Source organism: Streptomyces ortus, from assembly GCF_026341275.1.
Classification (GTDB): Bacteria; Actinomycetota; Actinomycetes; order Streptomycetales; family Streptomycetaceae; genus Streptomyces; species Streptomyces ortus.
The window spans coordinates 3,440,997-3,460,689 of sequence record NZ_JAIFZO010000002.1 but is presented as its reverse complement, the minus strand read 5'-3'; the positions used below and the strand labels follow the sequence as shown (position 1 = coordinate 3,460,689).

Here is a 19,693-nt window from a genome sequence, read left to right as displayed (position 1 = left end):
AGGACCACGACGGAAGACTGTGATGGGCATGATCTTGGTGACGGGAGCAGGCGGGAATCTCGGCTCGGCCACCCTGGCGGCGCTGCGTGCCGGTGGCGTCGCGGCGACGGGCGGCAGCCGCACGCCGGGCCCGGGGACGAGACACCTCGACTTCGACGACCGTGACGGCCTCGACCTCGCCGGGGTGTCGACCTTGGTGCTGATCTCCGCCGGGTACGCGGAGGACGATCAGGTCGTCGCGCGGCACGCGGCGGTTCTGGAGGCCGCAGTGCGCGACGGTGTCGACCACGTCGTCTACACGAGCCTCACTGCGGCCGGCGACCATCTCGGGTTCGCGCTGGCGCACCGGGCCACCGAGCGCCTGGTCCGGGCGAGCGGACTTCACTGGACGATTCTGCGCAACGGTTTGTACGCCGAACTCTTCGGCGGCCTGCTGACATGGGCCGGTGAGGGGGTGGAGTCCGCCTTCGGGGACGGCGCCCTGGCGGCGGTCGCGCGGGAGGATCTCGCCGACGCGGCGGCAGCCGTCGCGGCGAACCCGGCCCGACACCGCGGCCGGGTCCACGAGTTGGTCGGCACGCCGATCACAGCGGGTCAGCTGGCCGGCAGGTTGGGGGTTCCGCACAGCACCATCGGACTGGGGGAGTACCGGCGCAGGCTCCTCGACGAGAACCCGGGGCTGCTGCCGTTCCAGGCGCCCATGCTCGTGTCGATCGCCTCGGCCGTCCGGCACGGCTTCCTGGACGGCACCGCTCCCGATCTGACCGATCTCCTCGGCCGCGCGATCCGCGACCCACTGGTTGTGGCCGTGACGGCTGCGTCCGCCGCACGGCCACGAGGGACAGGGCGGTGAAGGTGCCGGTGCCCGCAAGCCTCGCGGTACGGAGCCGCGCGGGAGGCGCCGCTGACGACGCGGGAGGAGGCACGGAGGCGGACCACCCCCTCCGTGGTCGTCTACGCCTTCATCTCCTGATGACAGAACAATGCGGGCTGAACGAAGGGCGGGGCCACGCCGTTTCGTGTCCGGGGGCGCGCGGTAGGTGTCTCGTCCCCGAACAGCGGCGGTGTGCCGTACTCATCGGGTACGGCTGGGACGGCGGCCGGCCCGGCGGGCACGAGGGGCCGCCGCGGCGCCTCCTGGTCGAAGTCGTCCGGCGTCATGCGCGTCCAGTCACGTCCATGCTGTTCGCTCACTCGTCGTCTCCCGCCACCGCTGCCGTCCGTGCTGTATCTACTCTTCACCTTCCCGTCATTCGTGGCCAGCGATCATGATCCGCTCGATTTCGAAAGAAAGAGGGACGGATGCCGGTGCGCAACCGACGAGAGGACACCGGCGGCGGCCATGATGTCGATGGCAGCCGCGTCAGGCGATCAGGCCGGCGCTGGTCAGCCAGATGTGTTCGCATGTCTGCGATGCCTCTTGGAGCTTTTCGCGGGATTCCTGCGAGGCGTGGTAGAAGGTCCGCTCGATCATCCAGCACAGGGCACGTGCCATCGCCGGGGCCTGGTCCGGTGCGGTGCCGGACCGGATGCCGGCGCGTTCCAGGACAGCGGTGATGGCCGCGATGAACAGGTCGGCGGTGTGGGTCCACAGCTCGCCGATCTCCGGCACGGTCAACGACAGGTCGATCGCGGTGCGCATGACCAGGCCGTGCTCGTTCCACAGCTCGACCGTGCGCCGCATGGCCGCCGCGATCGCCTGACGCGGCTCGTCCGTCTGCGCGGTGGCCCGGGACCGCTCCCACAGATGCTCGACGGTCCGGGCCACGAGTGCCGTGACTACTTCCTGCTTGGAGCCGAAGTAGAAGTACAGGGCACCACGCGTGATACCGGCTCCCTGGGCTACGTCCCCGACGGTCATGGCTTCGTAGCCCTTGTCCGCCAGCAGGGTTTCGCAGGTGTCGAGGATGGCCCGCTCCCGGACATCCCCCTTGCGCTCGGTGGTGCGACGGCCGCGCACGGAATCGTGACCGGGCATCAGAGCTGTGCGCCTTCGGCGAAGTCGGTCGTGCGGGAGAGTGTCTCCCACGTGCGGATGTCCTCGTCCACGGCCGTGCGCGCGGCGGTGACGAGCCGCAGCGCGTCCGAGCCCAGGACCAGGTGGGCCGGCGGCTGCTCGACCGAGGTGATGTGTACGACCGCTTCCCCGGCCTTTGCCGGATTGCCCAGCTGGTTCCCGCTGGCCTTCTGCCGCGCTGCACGGATGGGGGCGAAGAACTCGTCGTAGTCGTCCACGGTCCGCTCGGCGCGCGTCATGGACCGTCCGGCCCAGTCGGTGCGGAAGGAGCCGGGCTCGATCGCCGTCACATGGATCCCGAACTGCGCGACCTCCTTGCCCAGTGCCTCCAGGATGCCCTCCACAGCGAACTTGCTGCCGCAGTAGGCGGACATGCCGGGCACGGCCATGAGCCCGCCCATGGAAGTGACGGCCATCAGGTGTCCGCGGCGGCGCGCGCGCATGTGGGGCAGCGCCGCCTGCAGGGTGGCCACCGTTCCGAACACGTTGACCTCGAACTGCCGCCGCACCTCGGCCAGCGGGGTCTCCTCGAAGGTTCCCTCCAGGCCGTAGCCGGCGTTGGCGACGACGACGTCGAGAGGGCCGAGGTTCCGCTCGACCTCCGCGACCGCGCCGGAGACGGCGTCATCGTCCGTGACGTCCAGGATGCGGCCGTGAGCGTGTCCGGGCCTGAGTTCTTCGAAGGCCCGCAGGTCCTTCTCGGAGCGGACGGTGCCGACCACGGTGTGCCCGGCGGCCAGGGCGGCCTGCGCGAAAGCACGCCCCAGGCCCGTGCTGACGCCCGTGATGAGCCAGTTCTGCTTCTGCATCGTTCCTCCAGAGGGGTATCGCGAGGAGCCGGGCAGCTCCAACAAAAGTCTACATGGTGTCGATTTTTATCGTTGCAGCGTAGATTCCCCTAGTGCTCGCGGGGTGCGGTTCTCGACGTGCTCGTCCGCGCCGGCCCGGCGTCGGCCGCCTGGGATTGGGCGCCCCGGTCCTCCGTCGTCCGGGCGCCAGAGGTGCCGAGGTGCTGGCCTGTCCGGCGCAGGTCGGTCGTGCGAGCCAAACGGCAGTGGGCGACTGTGAGTTGTCAGCTGCGGGGCAGCACGCCCAGGAGTGTCGCGGTCAGGGCCAGCTTCAGGGAGTCCCGCAGTTGCAGGTGGAAGTGGGCCAGGGAGGGTTCGGCCTGATAGGCCGCCTGGAGGCTGGGCGGGGGTGTGCTGTAGGCCGACAGTGCCCCGGCCAGGACCATGGTCTGCAGGCTGAACAGCGTCGCGCTCTCGCCCAGCTCCGGGAGGTATTTCCGGATCAGGGCGGTCATGGTGGTCAGGCGGTCCAGGGAGGCGCGCTTGTAGCGTGTGACGACCTCGACGGAGACGTTGCGTTCCAGGACGGTGCCCTGTGCGCCGAAGAGGTCGCACAGCACCACCCGGCCGGAGAGCGAGCGGCTGAGTATCTCGGCCACCGCTGTCGCCCGCTCGGCCATGGGCAGATCTTCGTCGACGCCGGCGGCCAACTCGTCCGCCAGTTCCGTCAGCCACTCCTGCAGGAACCGGTCCAGCAGTTCCAGCAGCACCGCCTCGCGGGACTCGAAGTAGCGCAGCACGTTCGGCTTCGCCAGGCCCACCCGGCGGCTCAGCTCGTTCAGGGTGACCGCGGCCACGGGCATCTCGTCGAGCATCGCCGACGCCATGTCGAGGATCGCCCGTCGGCGGATCTCCCGCTGTTCTTCGGTTCGTGCCCGCTGGAATGTCACGATCACCAGCCTAACTTAAGTACCTGCGGTACGTTGACAAGGTACCGCAAGTACTTTACTGTCGTCCGTGCAAGATACTTCCGGTACGTTACTGAGTCAGGGGCTGGCATGAGCGGCAAGTGGACGACGGCGAACATTCCGGATCAGCGCGGGCGGGTGGCTGTGGTGACCGGGGCCAACACCGGACTGGGGTACGAGACCGCCAAGGCGCTCGCGGAGCGCGGGGCGTCCGTGGTGCTCGCCGTGCGCAACCCGGAGAAGGGTGAGCAGGCCGCGGCCCGCATGGCCGGTGACGTGAGCGTGCAGGCGCTGGACCTGACCTCGCTCGACTCCGTCCGGACCGCGGCGGCGGCGCTGCGGTCCCGGTTCGACCGGCTCGACCTGCTGATCAACAACGCCGGCGTGATGTACACCCCGAAGCAGACCACCCGGGACGGCTTCGAGATGCAGTTCGGCACCAACCACCTCGGCCACTTCGCGCTCACCGGGCTGCTGCTGGACCTGATGCTGCCGGTGCCCGGCTCGCGCGTGGTGACGGTCAGCAGCACCGGCCACCGCATCCGGGCCGCGATCCACTTCGACGACCTGCAGTGGGAACGGTCGTACAGCCGGGTCGGCGCCTACGGTCAGTCCAAGCTGGCCAATCTGATGTTCACGTACGAGCTGCAGCGCCGACTCGCCGCCCACGGCACCACCGTCGCGGTGGCCGCGCACCCCGGCCTGTCCGGCACCGAACTCGCCCGCAACACCCCCGCAGCCCTGCGCCTTCCGCTCACCTGGCTCGCGCCGCTGATCACCCAGAAGCCCGCGATGGGCGCGCTGCCGACCCTGCGCGCTGCCACCGACCCCGCCGCGCTCGGCGGCCAGTACTACGGTCCCGGCGGACGCAACGAGGTCATGGGCCACCCCCGGCTGGTCACCTCCAGCCCGGAGTCGTACGAGGCAGCCGTTCAGCAGCACCTGTGGGCCGTCTCCGAGGACCTCACCGGGGTGACGTTCCCCGTCGGTCGGTCCCAGCAGAACGCGTTGCCTTCCGGATCGGCCCCCAAGAGGTAGCGGCGCCCGGGGCGACGAGACGCACGTACTCCAGCCCCGCTTCGCGGTGGTGATACGGCGGGGCCGACGCCATTTCGTCCTCGCCGAACTCGCCGCACGTGGACTCGCGATCGACCCAGCACTGACCATCGGTGCTGTCCCGTGCTGTCCCGTGCGTCACGCGGTCAAGGCGATGTACTTGGTCTCCAAGAACTCAAGGATGCCCTCCGCGCCGCCCTCCCGGCCGAGCCCGCTCTGTTTGACGCCACCGAACGGGGCGGCGGGGTCGCTGGCGACGCCCCGGTTGACCGCGACCATGCCGGCTTCGAGGCGCCGGGCCACCGCCACCGCCTCGCGCTCCTCACCGAACACGTAGGCCATCAGTCCGTGCACCGTGTCGTTCGCCATCCGGATCGCCTCGTCGACATCCTCGTACCGCACGACAGCGGTCACCGGGCCGAAGATCTCGGTCCTGGTGATCGCCGATCCGTGGGCGACCCCCGTGAGGAGCGTCGCGTCGTAGAACGCGCCGTCGCTCCGGGCCCGTCCGCCGCGCACGAGCGTCGCGCCGTCCGCGACCGCCGCGTCGACCAGCGCCGCGACCTTGTCGCGCTCGGCCCGCGAGACGAGCGCACCGAGCGTGTGGGAACGGTCCAGGCCCGGGCCCGCCGTGAACGTGTACAGCGCGGCGTCCATCCGGGCCACGAACTCGTCGTGCACCGAGGTGTGCACGTAGAAGCGGTTGGCGGCCGTGCAGGCCGCGCCGCCGTTACGCATCTTGGCGAGCACGGCGCCCTCGACCGTCAGCCCCAGATCGGCACCGGGCAGCACGACGAGGGGCGCGTTGCCCCCGAGCTCCATCGAGGCGCTCACCACGCTGTCCGCGCAGGCGCGCAGCAGTTCCCGTCCGACCTCGGTGGATCCGGTGAACGAGAGCTTGCGGACCTCGGGACGGTCGATCATCCGCCGTACCGCCGGGCCCGGCGGAACCGGCGTGACCAGGTTGACCACGCCGTCCGGGACACCGGCCCGGCGCAGTACCTCCACGACGTAGGCCGCGGTGAGGGGCGTCTCGGCGGCGGGCTTGAGGACCGTGGTGCAGCCCGCGGCGAGTGCCGGGGCGAGCTTGCGGGTCGCCATGGCGGCGGGGAAGTTCCAGGGGGTGATCAGCAGCGACACCCCGATCGGCTGCCGCTCGACGACGATGCGCTTGTCGCCGGACGGCGAGAGGCGGTGGTCGCCGGGCACGCGGACGGCCTCCTCGGCGAACCAGCGGAAGAACTCCTTGGCGTAGTGGACCTCGCCGACGGCGTCCGGCCAGGACTTGCCGTTCTCGCGCACGATGAGCTCGGCGAACTCCTCGGCCTCGGCGGTGAGGATCTCGTACGCCGTCCGCAGCAGTTCGCCGCGCTCGCGCGGGGCGGTCGCCGCCCAGGAGAGTGACGCGGCGGTCGCGGCGTCGACGGCGTCCATGCAGTCCTGCTCGGTCGCCACCGCGAAACGGGTGATCGTCGAGAGGTCCGAGGGGTCGACGACGTCGAACCGCCCGCCGTCCGTGCCCGGCCGCCAGTGGCCGCCGATGAACAGATCCGTGCGCAGGTTCATGCCGCCGTCCGATCGTCGAGGGTTCCGGCGTGCGCACGCCGGATGATGTCGAGGAGCAGGTCCCGGGTCGGCTCGACGGGAGCGATGGCCAGCAGCCGCGCGGACTTCAGGGCCAAATCGGCCAGGCGTGGGAACTGGTCACGTCCGACACCGATCTCGCGAAGGCTCGCGGGCACCCCTATGGCCCGGTTGATCTCGGCCACCCGGGCGACGGTCCGTCCCGGGGAGGCCTCGTGCGTCGGCACCTGCTCAAGTGCCGCCCCGAAGGCCGCGACCCGCTCGGCGCCTTCCGGTTCGGCCCGCAGGGTGTCGAGGACGTAGGGCAGCAGCAGCCCGGTGCCCAGGCCGTGTGGCGTGCGGGTGAGGGCGCCGACGGCGTACTGGAGGGCGTGACACAGGTGCGTGCCGGTCGAACCGAATGCGATGCCCGCGGACAGCGCGCCCAGCGCGACCTGGTGACGGGCCTGCCGGTGGGACGGTTCACGGACGGCCACAGGCAGCCAGGGGCCCAGGAGCGCGGCGGCCCGCAGCGCCATCGGTTCCGCCAGCGCGTTGCGCCCCGTGAACACGGGGACGCGCGCGGGGTCGAGTACGGGAGCAGGGCCGGGTACGGGAGCGGGGTCAGGTACGGGCCGGCCGGTGTCCGGCGGTCGCCCGGTGTCCAGGGATCGCGCGGTGTACGACTCGGCGGCGTGCACGAGCGCGTCTATGCCCGAGTGGGCGGTCACGGCGCGTGGCGCGCCCAGGGTGAGGTCCGGATCGACGACCGCGGCGGCCGGCACCAGGAAGGGGCTGGAGATCCCCACCTTCAGCTCACGGTCCGGGTCGGACACGACGGCCACCGGTGTGACCTCCGATCCGGTGCCCGCCGTCGTCGGCACCGCGACGACCGGGAGGACCGGTCCTGGGACCAGGTTCTCGCCGTAGTACCGGCTGAGCGGGCCCTCGTGCACGCACAGCAGCGCGATCAGCTTGGCGGCGTCCAGCGCGCTGCCCCCGCCGACCGCGAGGACGACCTCCGTGTCGTACTCGCGCGCCACCGCCGCGGCCGCGTCCAGTGAGCCGGCCGGCAGTTCCGGGGTGATGTCGGAGTGGATCCGTACCGCCAGGCCCGCCGAGGCCAGCGCGCCGCTGAGCTCGTCGAGGTACGGGGTCGCCGAGAGGAACGGGTCGGCGACGAGGAGCACCCGGCTGCCGTGCAGGGCGACGAGGTCCGGAAGCAGCGCGCGGGAGCCGTGACTGAAGTGCACCCGCGCGGGCAGCCGCAGTGTCCCGGAGGCGAGCGTCCCGGAAGCGTGCGGCGTGACGTCGGTCGGCCGCACGCCGGCCGACGGCGGGAGTGCCGGCGAGGGGACGGCCCGTCCGGGCGCCGGCTGCGGGGCGACCGGGTGGCGGGTGTCCGGGTGACGGGCCTGCCCGTGGGGGATGTCCGGGCGCTCAGGCAAGGAAACCCCCGTCGACCGGCAGCACGACGCCGCTGATGTGTGCGGCCAGGTCGCTCAGCAGGAACGACACGCTCGCGCCGACCTCCGCGCCCGTCCCCGCCTTGCGCAGCGGGGTGGCGGCGATCCTGGCCTCCACACCGCCGGGGATCGCCTCACGCGTCCGGTCGAGCATCGGCGATTCGGTCGGGCCGGGCGCGATCACGTTGACCCGGACGCCGAGCGGCCCGAAGTCATGGGCGGCGGTGCGGGTCAGACCGATCACGGCGTGCTTGGTGGCCTGGTAGGCGCCCATGCCGGAGCTGCCGCGCAGGCCCCCGATGCTGCTCACGTTGACGATCGAGCCCGCGCCCTGTCGCTCCATGACCCGCATCTCCTCGCGCAGGCACAGCCAGGTGCCCTTGACGTTGACGGCCATGATCCGGTCGAAGTCCTCGTCCGTGATCCGGTCGAGGCGGCCCGCCTGGGTCGTGGCCGCGCTGTTGAACGCCCCGTCGAGGCGGCCGAACCGGTCGACGGTGGCGTCGACGAAGGCGGCGACGCTCGACGCGTCCGTGATGTCGCCCGTCCGGTACGCCACCTGGTGGCCCGCCGAGGTGAGTTCGTCGGCGAGTTCCTCAAGTGGTCCCGCGGTGCGGGCGACGAGCATGACGGCGGCGCCGTCCATGGCCAGTACGCGCGCGGTGTCGGCTCCGATCCCGCTGCTGGCGCCGACGACGAGGACGGCCTTGCCGGCGAGCGGCGGCCGGTCTACTGGTTGTTGCGGCATGGTGCCGGATGTCCTTTCCCGTTCTGGTCCCTCTGCGGCGGGGTCATGCGCCCGTCGCGTCGACAGCGCTCGCGCCGCGGAGCGCGAGCATCTTCCGGGCCTCGGCCGGTGTGGCGATCTCCTTGCCCAGGTCCTCCACGACGGCCCGGATCTTCCTCACCTGCTCGGCGTTGCTGCGCGCCAACCGCCCCTTGCCGGCCCACAGGCTGTCCTCCAGGCCCACCCGCACATGACCGCCGAGCCACGCGCTGTGTGTGGCGAACGGCATCTGGTCGCGTCCGGCGCCGAAGGCCGAGAAGTAGTAGTCGTCGCCGAAGAGGCGGTCGGCGATCCGCACCATGTGCTCCAGGTTGGCGTGATCGGCGCCGATGCCGCCGAGGACTCCGAACACGCCCTGGATGAGCAGCGGCGGCCGGGCCAGGCCCGCCTCGACGAAGTGCGCGAGGGAGTACAGGTGGCCTATGTCGTAGCACTCGTACTCGAAGCGGGTACCGGACTCGCCGAGGGTGCGCAGGGTGTGCTCGATGGAGTCGAAGGTGTTCACGAACGGATGCGACCAGGTGTTGAGCACATAGGGCTTCTCCCACTCGTGCGTCCACCTGGTCACCTTGTCGGCGATGGCGGAGTACACGAAGTTCATCGTGCCCATGTTCATCGATGCCAGTTCGGGCTTCAGGCGCAGCGCGGCGGCCAGGCGCTGCTCCATCGTCATCGACGACGCCCCGCCGGTGGTGATGTTGATGACTGCGTCGGCCCGCTCGCCGATGCGTGCGACGATCTCCTCGAAGACCTCGGGGTCGGCGGTGGGCCGTCCGTCGGCTTCGCGGGCGTGCAGGTGCACGACGGCCGACCCGGCCTCGATCGCCTCCAGCGCCGAGTCGGCCACCTGCCGTGCGGACAGCGGGAGGTGCGGGCTCTGCGAGGGCACGTTGACGGACCCCGTCACCGCGGTGGTGATGACGACTTTCTCGGCCTCGCGCATCAGTTCCTCCTGGGACCGGGGACGCGCGACGCGTCCGTGCGTGTGCTGTCCGTACGCGCGCTGTCCTGGTGCGTGTTGTCCGCACGTGGCGCGTCCGCTTCCCGGAACGCCGTCACCAGGTCGCGTGCGGTGGCCGCGAGCATCGTGGTGTCGTTGCTGAGCAGGACGAAGTCGCAGCCGTCGCGCACCGCCCGCGCGGCCTGCCGCGGTGCGCCGCCGAACGCGAGCCCCACCCGCTTGCCGGCGGCGTGCGCGGCATCGCGTGCGGCGGCGATCGACGCGACGACCTCGGGTGAGCCCGGTTCCGTCTCCAGGGACAGGGAGAGGTCCGCGGCGCCGACGAACACCGCGTCCACGGAGTCCAGGGCGAGGATCCCGGGCGCCGCCGCGATCGCCTCGGGGCTTTCGAGCTGCGGGATGCACAGCACGTCGTCGTTCCCGGTGGCCAGGTAGTCGGCGTTCGGGCGCAGCCCCCAGGCCCCGGCCCGGCTGGTCCCGCCGGCGCCGCGGATCCCGTACGGGGGGAAGCGGCAGGCGCGTGCGGCGGCGGTGGCCTGTTCGACGGTGTCGACGTGCGGTACGAGGACGCCCATGGCACCGGCGTCGAGGACCTTCTGGACGGTGGACGCGGTCGTGTCCGGGACGCGTACCAGCGGGACCATGCCCAGTGCCGCGGCCGTGTTGATCAGCCGGTACGCCGTCAGGAGGTCGAGCGGGGCGTGCTCCAGGTCGATGACGACGAAGTCGAAGCCGGCGTACGCCATGATCTCGGCCGGTTCCGTCGAGCCGATCTTCAGCCAGGTGCCGACGGGAGTGGTGCCGACGCCAGTGGCGTCGCGGTCCGGTGCGAACAGGCCGGCGCCTGTGCGTCGCGGCGCGGTCATGGCGCCGGGTAGTCGTCGGCGTTGAGAACCCAGCCCGGTTTCGCGGAGAAGTCGGCGCGCGGCGGGCTGAAGATGTCGATCAGCTGGTTCACGCCCGGGTCGACGGCCGCGGAGGTGTGCACGGTGGGCGGCGGAATGACCGCGAGGGACGGGCTGCCGAGCGTCACGTGCTCGTCGTCGCGCCAGCCGGTGCTGTCGTTCAGCCAAGGGGTGCGGATGTGGTGGACGTACGTGCCCCGCACCGCGAGGGAGAGCTGTTCGAAGTCGTCGTGGGTGTGCGGGGAGAGTCTGCGTGGATCGCGCGGGCCCTCCTGCGGGGGCAGGAAGTTGACCATGAACGCGCGGGTGCGGAAGACGCGGCCGAACCGGCCCGGTTCGTCGGGCACGCCGGCGAGCCGGTAGAAACGTACGGCCCGGCCCCCGACGGGCTCCGGCCAGCGGCGCAGGAGGGTGACGCGGGGGTGGTCCAGGGCGTAGGCCCCGGCGTTGACGGCACGCTCCCGCCAGGCGGGTTCACCCGTCTCGAAGAGGCGCACGAGCGGGCCGTCACCGTGCACGGCGAGCCGGGAGGTGCCGGGCGGGACGACCACGAGCCCGGGTTCGTCGATCAGGTGCTCCTCGCCGTCCACGTGCACGGTGAAGGCGGGGGAGTCGTCGGTGACCACCACGGCCAGTTCCCCGTCGAGGGTTCCGTTGTCGAGGTCGTCGCCCGCCCGGGCGGCGGTGTGCGCGAGCACCACGTTCTGCGCGCGCACGACGACGGTGCGCCCGGCGGACGTGGCGGCGTCCGGCGACAGCAGGCGGCCGAGGTCGACGTACTGGGCGGCGGCGATCGGGGCGTCGTGGTCCGGCGGTGACGCGGATACCGGGGTGAGGGTGGAGCGGGGATCGTCGGTGGCGTACACGTTCATGGTCCTTTCGCTCAGAGGCCGGGGGAGGTGAAGGCGATGAGGTCGATGAGGGAGCCGTGCACCCCGGGGCCGACGGGGGAGGGGCCCGGGTGGGGGAGGGGCACGGTCAGTCGCGGGCGGCGGCGGATCAGTCGGAGGGGCCGAGGTCGAGCAGGTACGCCGGGTTGTCGCACACCATGCGCCGCAGGTCCTTCGCGGGCAGTCCGAGGTCGAGCAGTGCCTCGGCGACCCGCAGCCACGCGTCCACCGGCTTCGGGTTCGTGTTCTGGCCGAAGTCGGAGGCGAGGACCGTGTGTTCGGGGCCGATCTCCTCGATCCAGCCCATCAGCCGCTCCGGGGCCCAGCGCTCCGGCCCTTCGGGGTCGTAGTGGCCGACCTCGTGCTCCAGGTACGCGCCGAGACCGGTGAGTTCGCGGCACAGGGACCGGTCGGCGCCGATCACGAAGTCGGGGTGGCTGACCACCATCCGGCCGATGCCGCGCTCCTTGGCGGCGTGGAACAACGTGCGGATGTACTCGGGGTACATGTGACCGCCGTTGACCACGGCCCGCTGTTCCTTGATCTCGTCGAGGATCTCCACGGCTTCGGGCTTCAGCGCACCGCTGTCGTCGACGATGTCGATGCGCTCCAGGGTCAGCGGCACGGTGGTGGTCGGGAACGACCCGTCCTCGGGGTGGCAGTCGATGTGCCGGCCCGAGGAGATGGTCGGGAACCACACGACCTTGCCTCCCATGCGCAGGCACATGCGCACGGCGTGGACGTTCAGTCCCCCGACGGTGCTGTTGAGCGCGATGCCGCCGTGGACGGTGGCCGCGACGCCGGCCAGCCGGTCCTTCATCGCCAGGACGTCCATCTGGGTGTTGTGGTGGTGCGACTTGGCGACCATGGCGCGCAGGCCGATCCTGGCGCCGTCCTGCGCGGCCTCGACGTGGTCGAAGCGGCGGGGAAACGGGCTGGGACCGGAGTGGACGTGCATGTCGACCAGACCGTGCAGGACGGACGCGATGGCAGGAGGCTTCTTCATGGACTCACCCTTCGTTACGGACTCACCCCTCGTTCGCATTACGAAGTATGAGTTCACAATGAGACCGGGTGTCAACCCTGGTCCACAGCCTTGTGTGCGCCACGGTGGCTGATTACGGTATCGGTGTTCGCTTCGTGAACGCGCAGTTCGCATTGCTGTGAACCAGGTAGATCGCGAGCTGTAGACAGCCCACGGCACTTCGGAGGACGACGATGTCCACACCGCCACCCGCCACCGAGCCGCAGTCCGCGGCTTCGGACGTATCCCGCCCCCTGCCGCCGCACGGTCCGGACCCCGACAAGGTGCGCGCCGCGGTGCGCGGCGGAACGCTGGCCTACTTCGTCGACCAGTTCGACATCTACCTGCCGATCGTGGTGCTGGCACCGGCGATGATCTACTTCCAGTCCGCCGGGCTGAGCGCGAGCACGACGGCCCTGCTGTCCTCGCTGGTCTTCGCGTCGACGCTGATCGGCCGCCCGCTCGGCGCGGTGATCTTCGGGCACTTCGCCGACACGGTCGGACGCAAGCGCACCACCCTCGTGGCGGTCGGCGGCTTCGGTGTGATCACCCTGCTCATCGCCTGCCTGCCGGGGCACGAGACGATCGGGGCGTGGTCGATCGGCCTGCTGATCGCGCTGAGATTCATCGACGGGGTCTTCCTCGGCGGCGAGTACACGACCGCGGTGCCGCTGGCGATGGAGTGGAGCCCCCGGCACAAGCGGGGGCTGTACGCCTCGATCATGACCTCGACCTCACCCGCCGCGTACGCCGTGATCGCCGGGATCACCCTGCTGATGCTGAACCTGATGGGTTCCAGCGGGCTGCACAGCAGCTATGTGCAGTGGGGTTGGCGGGTGCCGTTCCTCATCGGCGCCGTCCTGGCGGCCGTGCTCTTCCGCTATTACCAGACGCAGGTGCACGAGCCGCCCGTGGAAGTGACCGGCGAGCGGCACAAACTGCCCTTCCTACGGCTGCTGAGGCAGTACCCCAGGGCCCTCGGGCAGGTGTTCGTGCTGATGACAGGCGTCTGGCTGGCGACGAACATGCAGGCGGCCGTGGCCCCCGCCCAGCTGAAGAGCCACCTCGGGCTGTCGAGCGAGCAGGTCACCCTGGTCATGCTCGTGATGAACGGTGCCGCCGCGCTGTCCTTCCCCCTCTACGGTCTGCTCTCCCAGCGCATCGGGCGACGGCGCTTCTACATGGGCTACGGCCTGGTGGTCCTGTTCCTCGGCACGGGCGCCTACTCCCTGCTGATGGCCTCGGACGGCGGGATCGGCGCCGCACTCGGCTGGGGGTCACTCATCGGTGTCCTGACCGTCGGCACGTTCGGCCCCATCGCGGCCTACCTGACCGAGCGGTTCCCGGCCGGCGTACGGTCCACCGGTTACGGCGTCGGCTACAGCCTCGCCCTCATCGCACCGGCGTTCTACCAGTTCTACCTGCAGCAACTCGACGGCGCCGTGCCGGACCACGTCGCCCCGGTCGTCCTGCTCGCGCTCGCCGGCGTGCTCATCAGTCTCGGTGGCTTCCTAGGACCCGAGACCAAGGACGTCGACATGGCCGACGACGACACGATCCCCGCCCTGTCCTGACGTCCGGCGGCCACGGCCGACCTGTGACGGCCCACATCGGTAGGACCGTGCCCCGCCCGGCTAGACGGCGGGCCGCTCCGCGTCGTCCGGCGCGTAGTGACCGCCCAGTTCCCGCGTGAGCGCCCGCGCGGCGTCGACGACGGCACGCAGTTCGGGAGCGTCGTCCGACATCGGTAGCGTGTTGTCGGGGGCGACGACGGCGAGGGTGGCGCAGATGCCGTACTCGTCGAAGACGGGCGCCGCCACCGCGACCACGCCCGGCGTTCCCATCGCGAAGCAGTGCCCGACCGCGCGGACCCGCTCCACGTCGGCGCGCAACTCGTCCCGCGCGGGGCCGGGCAGATTGGCCATCAGCCGTTCCATGGACAACTGGTCGGCGTGATAGGCGAGGAAGACCTTGCTCTGGGCCGTGTCCAACGGCAGATGACTGCCGACCCGCACGGACACGATGACGACCGCGGACAGATTCTCCTCGACACGGGAGACCACCGGACCGGTGAGCCCCCACAGGCTGAGCACCGCGCTGGTCCGGGTGACGCGCGACAGCGCCTGCATGTGACGGGGCGCCAGGTTGACGACACGGCGGTGACCGATGGCGAAGGCACCCAACTGGAGCAGCAGCCCGCCGGGCACGTACGCGCCCTCGGCATTGCGCTCCAGCAGACCGGCCGCCACCAGTGACGTGCAGTACCGGTACGCGGTCGTGCGGTTGAGTCCCAGCCGCTCGGCGACCTCGCCCGTGGTCACTTCCGGCATGGCCGGCTCGAACAGCGAGAGGATCTGGCTGACCCGGCTGACCGCCTGGATGTCGGCCTGGTCGGCGCGGACGGTGTCCGACGACCGCGTCGATCTGGTCACGAAGGCCTCCGCCGGACGATGTTTTCAACGACTCCGCCATCCTACGGGCTGCCCGCGCACGACCTGCCGGTGGCTCGGCGCGGGCCCGCTACCACAGACCCGGACGCCCAGCCGGGTCCCCGGTCGCCCGCCCAGATCGTTCCCGGGACCCGGGTCAGGAGTCCGGCCGTTCCTCCAGACGGACGGTCACGATGTCGCCCGCCTCCTCGCCGATCGCTTTGTTTAGGTCCGCGTTCACCGGCAGCTTGTGTGTGCCGTCACCCAGGGCCATCGAGGCGCGGTCACTCGGACTTGATGGCCGCCAGCATGTTGAGTTTGGAGGCGCGGCGCGCGGGCCACACCGCGGCCAGCATGCCCACGCCGGCGGCGAGAGCGAGGAAGAGCCCCAGCCGGCCCCAGGGCATGACCAGTTCGTACGTCGGAAGTGAGGGAGCGATCAGTTCGCCGGTCGCCCAGCCGAAGAACGCACCGAGGCACAGGCCGAGGACCGCGCCGAAGAGCGAGATGACCAGCGACTCCAGGCGCACCATGCGCTTGATGCCCTTGCGGTCCAGGCCGATGGCGCGCAGCATGCCGATCTCCCGGGAACGCTCGAAGACCGACATGGCCAGGGTGTTGATGACGCCGAGGACGGCGACGATCACGGCCATGGCGAGCAGCCCGTAGAGCATGTTCAGCAGCAGGGTGATCGCCTTGGCGATGTCGTTGGAGATGTCCTTCCTGTCCTGCACATTGATGGCCGGGTTGTCGCCGAGCGCCTTCTGCAGCGCGTCCTTCGTGGCCTGCTTCGGGCCGTCCTCGGTCTTCACCATCACCTTGCTGTCGGTGACGTCGGCCATGTGCGCGGAGAGCACCGCGCTGTCGATGACGACTCCGTTGAGCAGGGAGTTGCCCTCGTAGACGCCTGCCACGGTGAATTGTTCCTTCGCGCTGTCCTCGAAGGCGACCGGGACCTTGGAGCCCGCGTGCCAGTTGTTGTCCTGGGCGGTGTCGTCGTCGACGACGATGTTGTTCCCGGTGACCTCGGAGAGCGAGCCGGAACTGAAGTCGACCGAGATCATCCGGCCGATGGTGTCGCCGTTGACGCCGGTGAGCGTCGCCGTGTCGCCGTCGACGAGGGCCGGGGAGGTGCGTTGGGTGCTGGTGGCGGTGACGCCGTCGGTACGCTTGAGGGTCTTCTCCACATTCGGTGACAGGCCGGTGGCGCCGGTGGCTCCCAGGGAGACGACGTAGTCACTGCGCAAGGAGCCCGCGGCCATCTCGTCGATGCTCTTCTGCACACTGCCCGCGATCACGGTCAGGCCGGTGATGAGGGTGAGTCCGATCATGAGCGCGGAGGCGGTGGCGGCGGTGCGGCGGGGGTTGCGCACCGCGTTCTGGCGGGCGAGTTTGCCCGCGACACCGAAGACGCGCAGCACCGGTGCACAGGCGGCGATCATCGGCCGGGACAGCAGCGGGGTGAGCACGAACACGCCGATCACCAGCGCGCCGGCGCCCAGGCCCATCGGTGCCTTGGCGTCGCCGCTGCTCATGCCCGTCGCGGCGAGGACCAGTGCGACACCGCCGCCGGCGAGGATCGCGCCGATCGTGTTGCGTACGACGAGGCCGCGGCCGCTCGGAGCGGCGTGCACGCTGCTCATCGCGGCGATCGGGGGGATCTTCGCGGCGCGGCGCCCGGGCAGCCAGGCGGCGAGGACGGTGACGACGACGCCGACGAGGAGCGCCGCCAGGACGGTGGTGGAGGAGACGACCAGCGGCCCGTCGGGGACCGTGGAGCCGGTGGCGCCCAGCAGCGAACGCAGTGCGGCACCGAGGCCGATGCCGGCGAGGAGCCCGGTGACGGCGGCGACCGAACCGACGACGGTGGCCTCGATCAGCACGGAACGGGTCACCTGGCGGCGGCTGGCACCGACCGCGCGCATCAGGGCGAGTTCCCGGGTGCGCTGGGCGACCAGCATGGTGAAGGTGTTGGCGATGATGAAGATGCTGACGAACAGCGCGATTCCGGCGAACACCAGAAGGCCGGTCTGCAGGCCGCTCATGCCGGCCTTGATGTCCTTGGCCTGGTCGTCGGCGAGCTTCTTGCCGGTGACCGCCTCCGACCTGGCGGGCAGCAACTTGTCCACGCCGGCCTTCAGCGTCGCCTGGGAGGTGCCGGCCGCGGCCTTGACGTCGATCTGGTCGTACTGGCCGGGCTTGGTGAACAGCTTCTGCGCGGTGGCGTCGTCGAAGAGCGTGAGGGTGCCGCCCGCCGCGACATTGCCGTCGTCGGTGGAGAAGATGCCGACGATCTTCTTCTGACGCACCGGGCCGTCGCTGGACAGCCGCACGGTGTCGCCCACGCGGTAGTCGCCGCGGTCGGCGGTCTTGGCATCCAGAGCCACCTCGGCGGCGGTGTTCGGGGCGCGGCCTGAGCCGAGGTCGTACCGCGGATCCTTGCCGTTCTTCGCGGGGTAGTAGTTGCCGCCGGTGCTGGAGAAGCCGTTGCCGAGGAGATCGCCGTCCTTGTCGGCGACGGCGGTGTAGCCGGCCACCGTGCCGGTGACCGTGTCGGCCCCGGGAACGGCCGAGATCTGGTCCAGCAGGCGCCGGCTCAGGCGCGGTGGGTCACCGGGGGTCTTGTCGTCGTGCTTGTCGTGCGGGCGAACTGCGACGTCGACATCGTCGAACCCCTTCTCGGAGCTCTTCTGGTAGGCCTTCGAGATCGTGTCGGTGAACACCAGGGTGCCGGACACGAAGGCGACGCCGAGGAGCACGGCGAGCACGGTCATCAGCAACCGGGCCTTGTGGGCCAGCACATTGCGCAGGGCGGTACGGAACATGGGGGAGTCCTGGAGGAGAGGCGGGAGCGGGGTGGCCGGTTCGCGGTGCGGCGGCGCCGGGCCGGGAGGCCGCCGAGCGCGGCGTCAGGTCGTGCGCCCCTTGGCGTCGAAGCGCTTCATGCGGTCGAGGACGGTGCCGGCGGTCGGGTTGTACAGCTCGTCGACGATCCGGCCGTCGGCGAGAAAGATCACCCGGCCCGCGTGGGCGGCCGCGACCGGGTCATGGGTGACCATGACGACGGTCTGGCCGAGCTCCTGCACCGAGTTGCGCAGGAAGCCGAGGACCTCGGCGCCGGAGCGCGAGTCGAGGTTGCCGGTGGGCTCGTCGGCGAACATGATCTCGGGCTTGCCCGCCAGGGCGCGGGCCACGGCCACCCGCTGCTGTTGGCCACCGGAGAGCTGGTTCGGCCGGTGCTTGAGCCGCCCGGACAGGCCGACGGTCTCCACGACCATGTCCACCCAGTCCTTGTTGGGCTTGCGGCCGGCGATGTCCATGGGGAGCGTGATGTTCTCCAGGGCGGTCAGCGTCGGCAGCAGGTTGAAGGCCTGGAAGATGAAGCCGATCTTGTCGCGGCGCAACTGGGTGAGCTTTTTGTCCTTCAGCGCGGACACCTCGACGTCGCCGATACGCGCCGAGCCGCTGGAGATGGCGTCCAGACCTGCCATGCAGTGCATGAGCGTGGACTTGCCGGAGCCCGAAGGCCCCATGATGGCCGTGAATTCGGCCTGCCGGAACTCGACAGAGACGCTGTCCAGGGCGACCACCTGGGTCTCGCCGTGTCCGTACACCTTGGTCAGGTCCGTTGCGCGGGCCGCGGCCACGGCGGGGCGGGTCGCGGTGGGGGCACCGGTGGGGAAGGCGGTCACGGTGGAGTGCTCCTGTCGTACGAGGGCTCTCGGATCGGAAGCTGCCGAGGGCACGTGGAGATGAACCAGTGGGATTTCGCTCTGGTCTCCATCGTCCGTGCCGAGGAGGCCCCGGACATCCGACCGCGTGCCCGTTCCCGATCAGGTCCAAAGTTGAAGATGGCCGCCGCCGAGTAGTCCTCAAGGAGGAGAAACCTCCGCCGGAAGGCTGCCTGGACCCGACAGCGGGCCCCACGGCTTCTCTTCGAGGCGGTTCTGCCGGCAGTGCGCAACCGTGCACGCAGACTAAAGGCTTGTGCAGTCAGTCATAACGACGGGGCGCATCGTGACGCCCATCCTCTTCTGTGGAACGGGGACAACCAGTCCTCGTCGACATTCACTCACAGCGGAGGGGGTGCGCTCAGGCCGGAAGGAAACAGCGTGCCACGGGGGCGACAGAGCACCACCATGACCATCGCCACGGTGATATCCGCCCTCCCCGTGCTGACGGGCTGTACGTCGAATCCGGCCCGACCGACGGCGTCGGCGGTGACCGCGGGCCGGGCCTGTTCTACGCGGACGCGAGCCACGAGGGCGTGCGGGGCTGCCTCGCACGGGGCGAGCTCTACGTCGACGACCTGCGGGACAACGTCCTCGAACTGGACAACACGTCGACGAACGCGAACAACGTGATCAGCTCCCACCTCTGGACGTCGGGGTCACCAACCCCTTGACCTGACGGCCCGTCCCGGCTCCCGCGAGCTGAGCCGGGACAACCGCCGACCTTGCGGGGATACGGGTCCTGGCCGTGGCCACGGCCAGGACCCGCCGGCGTGAACCACGATGGCACGGCCGCGCTACGGGCTGAGCGTCGAACGTCTCGTGAACGAGGCCAGAGGACAGCGCACCGCCCGGCTCGGACTGAGGATCCTGCAGCTGCCCGGTGGCGGGCTCGGAATGGTCGGCTCCATAAGCCTTTCCGGCATCGCGACGAGCAGACGCCGCACCACCGCGGCGGGAGTACGGTGGTGCCTGGGGCACCGGCCCGCACCCCTGGACCGGATCCTGCTCCTCACCGGCCCCCCCCGACCCCCTCACGGCACGACGTACACCAGCACCTGCGCCACTGCCAGCCGTTCACCGGGCACCAGCACACACTGATGGGCAA

The 19,693-nt window shown here is 70.6% G+C and carries 18 protein-coding genes and 1 pseudogene; 5 read left to right on the top strand and 14 right to left on the bottom strand.

The genetic code is table 11. The annotated features are described in order from the left end of the window. Positions 1–28: 28 nt before the first annotated feature. Positions 29–853, top strand: a complete 825-nt coding sequence (locus K3769_RS18580; protein WP_267027526.1) for an NAD(P)H-binding protein — start codon at positions 29–31, stop codon at positions 851–853. A 510-nt stretch (positions 854–1,363) separates the two neighbouring features. Here the strand turns inward: K3769_RS18580 and K3769_RS18570 are convergent. The 3 genes from K3769_RS18570 to K3769_RS18560 all read right to left on the bottom strand — a co-directional run bounded on the left by K3769_RS18570 (position 1,364) and on the right by K3769_RS18560 (position 3,755). Beyond that, the gene (locus K3769_RS18570) at positions 1,364–1,978 is read right to left on the bottom strand and encodes a TetR/AcrR family transcriptional regulator (RefSeq protein ID WP_267027524.1); all 615 of its coding nucleotides are present in this window, start codon (positions 1,976–1,978) and stop codon (positions 1,364–1,366) included. Further along, on the bottom strand, positions 1,978–2,826 hold the full coding sequence (locus K3769_RS18565) for an oxidoreductase (RefSeq protein WP_267027523.1): 849 nt from the start codon (positions 2,824–2,826) through the stop codon (positions 1,978–1,980). Before K3769_RS18565 ends, K3769_RS18570 begins: the two co-directional genes overlap by 1 nt. A gap of 263 nt (positions 2,827–3,089) precedes the next feature. After that, complete coding sequence (locus K3769_RS18560; protein WP_267027522.1) at positions 3,090–3,755, bottom strand: TetR/AcrR family transcriptional regulator; 666 nt, start codon at positions 3,753–3,755, stop codon at positions 3,090–3,092. 108 nt (positions 3,756–3,863) lie between these two features. Here K3769_RS18560 and K3769_RS18555 point away from each other — a divergent pair, with 108 nt between their 5' ends. Next, on the top strand, positions 3,864–4,811 hold the full coding sequence (locus K3769_RS18555; RefSeq protein ID WP_267027521.1) for an SDR family NAD(P)-dependent oxidoreductase: 948 nt from the start codon (positions 3,864–3,866) through the stop codon (positions 4,809–4,811). 156 nt (positions 4,812–4,967) lie between these two features. Here K3769_RS18555 and K3769_RS18550 read toward each other — a convergent pair whose 3' ends face one another. From K3769_RS18550 to K3769_RS18520, 7 genes are all read right to left on the bottom strand, one after another. Continuing rightward, positions 4,968–6,395: an NAD-dependent succinate-semialdehyde dehydrogenase gene (locus tag K3769_RS18550; protein WP_267027520.1), complete on the bottom strand. Its 1,428-nt coding sequence runs from the start codon at positions 6,393–6,395 to the stop codon at positions 4,968–4,970. After that, a complete protein-coding gene (locus tag K3769_RS18545) occupies positions 6,392–7,840 on the bottom strand; it encodes an iron-containing alcohol dehydrogenase (protein ID WP_267027519.1) in 1,449 nt (482 codons plus the stop codon). The genes K3769_RS18550 and K3769_RS18545 overlap by 4 nt, the downstream gene beginning before the upstream one ends. Further along, a complete protein-coding gene (locus K3769_RS18540) occupies positions 7,833–8,606 on the bottom strand; it encodes an SDR family NAD(P)-dependent oxidoreductase (protein WP_267027518.1) in 774 nt (257 codons plus the stop codon). Before K3769_RS18540 ends, K3769_RS18545 begins: the two co-directional genes overlap by 8 nt. Positions 8,607–8,649: 43 nt before the next feature. Further along, complete coding sequence (gene kce, locus K3769_RS18535) at positions 8,650–9,588, bottom strand: 3,5-dioxohexanoate:acetyl-CoA acetone transferase (RefSeq protein ID WP_267027517.1); 939 nt, start codon at positions 9,586–9,588, stop codon at positions 8,650–8,652. After that, entirely contained in the window at positions 9,588–10,472 is an 885-nt protein-coding gene (locus tag K3769_RS18530) for an HpcH/HpaI aldolase family protein (protein WP_267027516.1), read from the bottom strand. The genes kce and K3769_RS18530 overlap by 1 nt, the downstream gene beginning before the upstream one ends. Further along, a complete protein-coding gene (locus K3769_RS18525) occupies positions 10,469–11,383 on the bottom strand; it encodes a cupin domain-containing protein (RefSeq protein ID WP_267027515.1) in 915 nt (304 codons plus the stop codon). The genes K3769_RS18530 and K3769_RS18525 overlap by 4 nt, the downstream gene beginning before the upstream one ends. A gap of 127 nt (positions 11,384–11,510) precedes the next feature. Further along, positions 11,511–12,407, bottom strand: coding sequence for a DUF6282 family protein (locus K3769_RS18520; RefSeq protein ID WP_267027514.1), 897 nt, complete (start codon positions 12,405–12,407; stop codon positions 11,511–11,513). 212 nt (positions 12,408–12,619) lie between these two features. Between K3769_RS18520 and K3769_RS18515 the strand changes: the two genes are divergently transcribed. Beyond that, positions 12,620–13,999, top strand: a complete 1,380-nt coding sequence (locus K3769_RS18515) for an MFS transporter (RefSeq protein WP_267027513.1) — start codon at positions 12,620–12,622, stop codon at positions 13,997–13,999. A gap of 60 nt (positions 14,000–14,059) precedes the next feature. Here K3769_RS18515 and K3769_RS40915 read toward each other — a convergent pair whose 3' ends face one another. The 4 genes and pseudogenes from K3769_RS40915 to K3769_RS18495 all read right to left on the bottom strand — a co-directional run bounded on the left by K3769_RS40915 (position 14,060) and on the right by K3769_RS18495 (position 18,546). Next, positions 14,060–14,857 (bottom strand): IclR family transcriptional regulator, encoded by a 798-nt coding sequence (locus K3769_RS40915; RefSeq protein ID WP_267027512.1) that lies wholly within the window; start codon positions 14,855–14,857, stop codon positions 14,060–14,062. A gap of 154 nt (positions 14,858–15,011) precedes the next feature. Next, positions 15,012–15,131 (bottom strand): annotated as a pseudogene (locus K3769_RS18505) (DUF1905 domain-containing protein); the annotation flags it as partial. Between the two features lie 7 nt (positions 15,132–15,138). Then, positions 15,139–17,679 carry an ABC transporter permease gene (locus K3769_RS18500; protein ID WP_267027511.1) on the bottom strand — a complete coding sequence of 847 codons (2,541 nt, stop codon included), beginning with the start codon at positions 17,677–17,679 and terminating at the stop codon, positions 15,139–15,141. Between the two features lie 84 nt (positions 17,680–17,763). Further along, the gene (locus tag K3769_RS18495; RefSeq protein WP_267027510.1) at positions 17,764–18,546 is read right to left on the bottom strand and encodes an ABC transporter ATP-binding protein; all 783 of its coding nucleotides are present in this window, start codon (positions 18,544–18,546) and stop codon (positions 17,764–17,766) included. A gap of 575 nt (positions 18,547–19,121) precedes the next feature. Between K3769_RS18495 and K3769_RS18490 the strand changes: the two genes are divergently transcribed. Together K3769_RS18490 and K3769_RS18485 are read left to right on the top strand one after the other, a co-directional pair. Beyond that, entirely contained in the window at positions 19,122–19,259 is a 138-nt protein-coding gene (locus tag K3769_RS18490) for a hypothetical protein (protein WP_267027509.1), read from the top strand. 109 nt (positions 19,260–19,368) lie between these two features. Next, positions 19,369–19,686, top strand: coding sequence for a hypothetical protein (locus K3769_RS18485; RefSeq protein WP_267027508.1), 318 nt, complete (start codon positions 19,369–19,371; stop codon positions 19,684–19,686). Positions 19,687–19,693: the final 7 nt, after the last annotated feature.

Coding starts and splice junctions, on each gene's coding strand:
- K3769_RS18555 (WP_267027521.1), top strand. CDS start 3,864: ATGAGCGGCAAGTGGACGACGGCGAACATTCCGGATCAGCGCGGGCGG.
- K3769_RS18570 (WP_267027524.1), bottom strand. CDS start 1,978: ATGCCCGGTCACGATTCCGTGCGCGGCCGTCGCACCACCGAGCGCAAG.
- K3769_RS18515 (WP_267027513.1), top strand. CDS start 12,620: ATGTCCACACCGCCACCCGCCACCGAGCCGCAGTCCGCGGCTTCGGAC.
- K3769_RS18540 (WP_267027518.1), bottom strand. CDS start 8,606: ATGCCGCAACAACCAGTAGACCGGCCGCCGCTCGCCGGCAAGGCCGTC.
- K3769_RS18580 (WP_267027526.1), top strand. CDS start 29: ATGATCTTGGTGACGGGAGCAGGCGGGAATCTCGGCTCGGCCACCCTG.
- K3769_RS18525 (WP_267027515.1), bottom strand. CDS start 11,383: ATGAACGTGTACGCCACCGACGATCCCCGCTCCACCCTCACCCCGGTA.
- kce (WP_267027517.1), bottom strand. CDS start 9,588: ATGCGCGAGGCCGAGAAAGTCGTCATCACCACCGCGGTGACGGGGTCC.
- K3769_RS18550 (WP_267027520.1), bottom strand. CDS start 6,395: ATGAACCTGCGCACGGATCTGTTCATCGGCGGCCACTGGCGGCCGGGC.
- K3769_RS18500 (WP_267027511.1), bottom strand. CDS start 17,679: ATGTTCCGTACCGCCCTGCGCAATGTGCTGGCCCACAAGGCCCGGTTG.
- K3769_RS18520 (WP_267027514.1), bottom strand. CDS start 12,407: ATGAAGAAGCCTCCTGCCATCGCGTCCGTCCTGCACGGTCTGGTCGAC.
- K3769_RS18530 (WP_267027516.1), bottom strand. CDS start 10,472: ATGACCGCGCCGCGACGCACAGGCGCCGGCCTGTTCGCACCGGACCGC.
- K3769_RS18485 (WP_267027508.1), top strand. CDS start 19,369: ATGGCACGGCCGCGCTACGGGCTGAGCGTCGAACGTCTCGTGAACGAG.
- K3769_RS18565 (WP_267027523.1), bottom strand. CDS start 2,826: ATGCAGAAGCAGAACTGGCTCATCACGGGCGTCAGCACGGGCCTGGGG.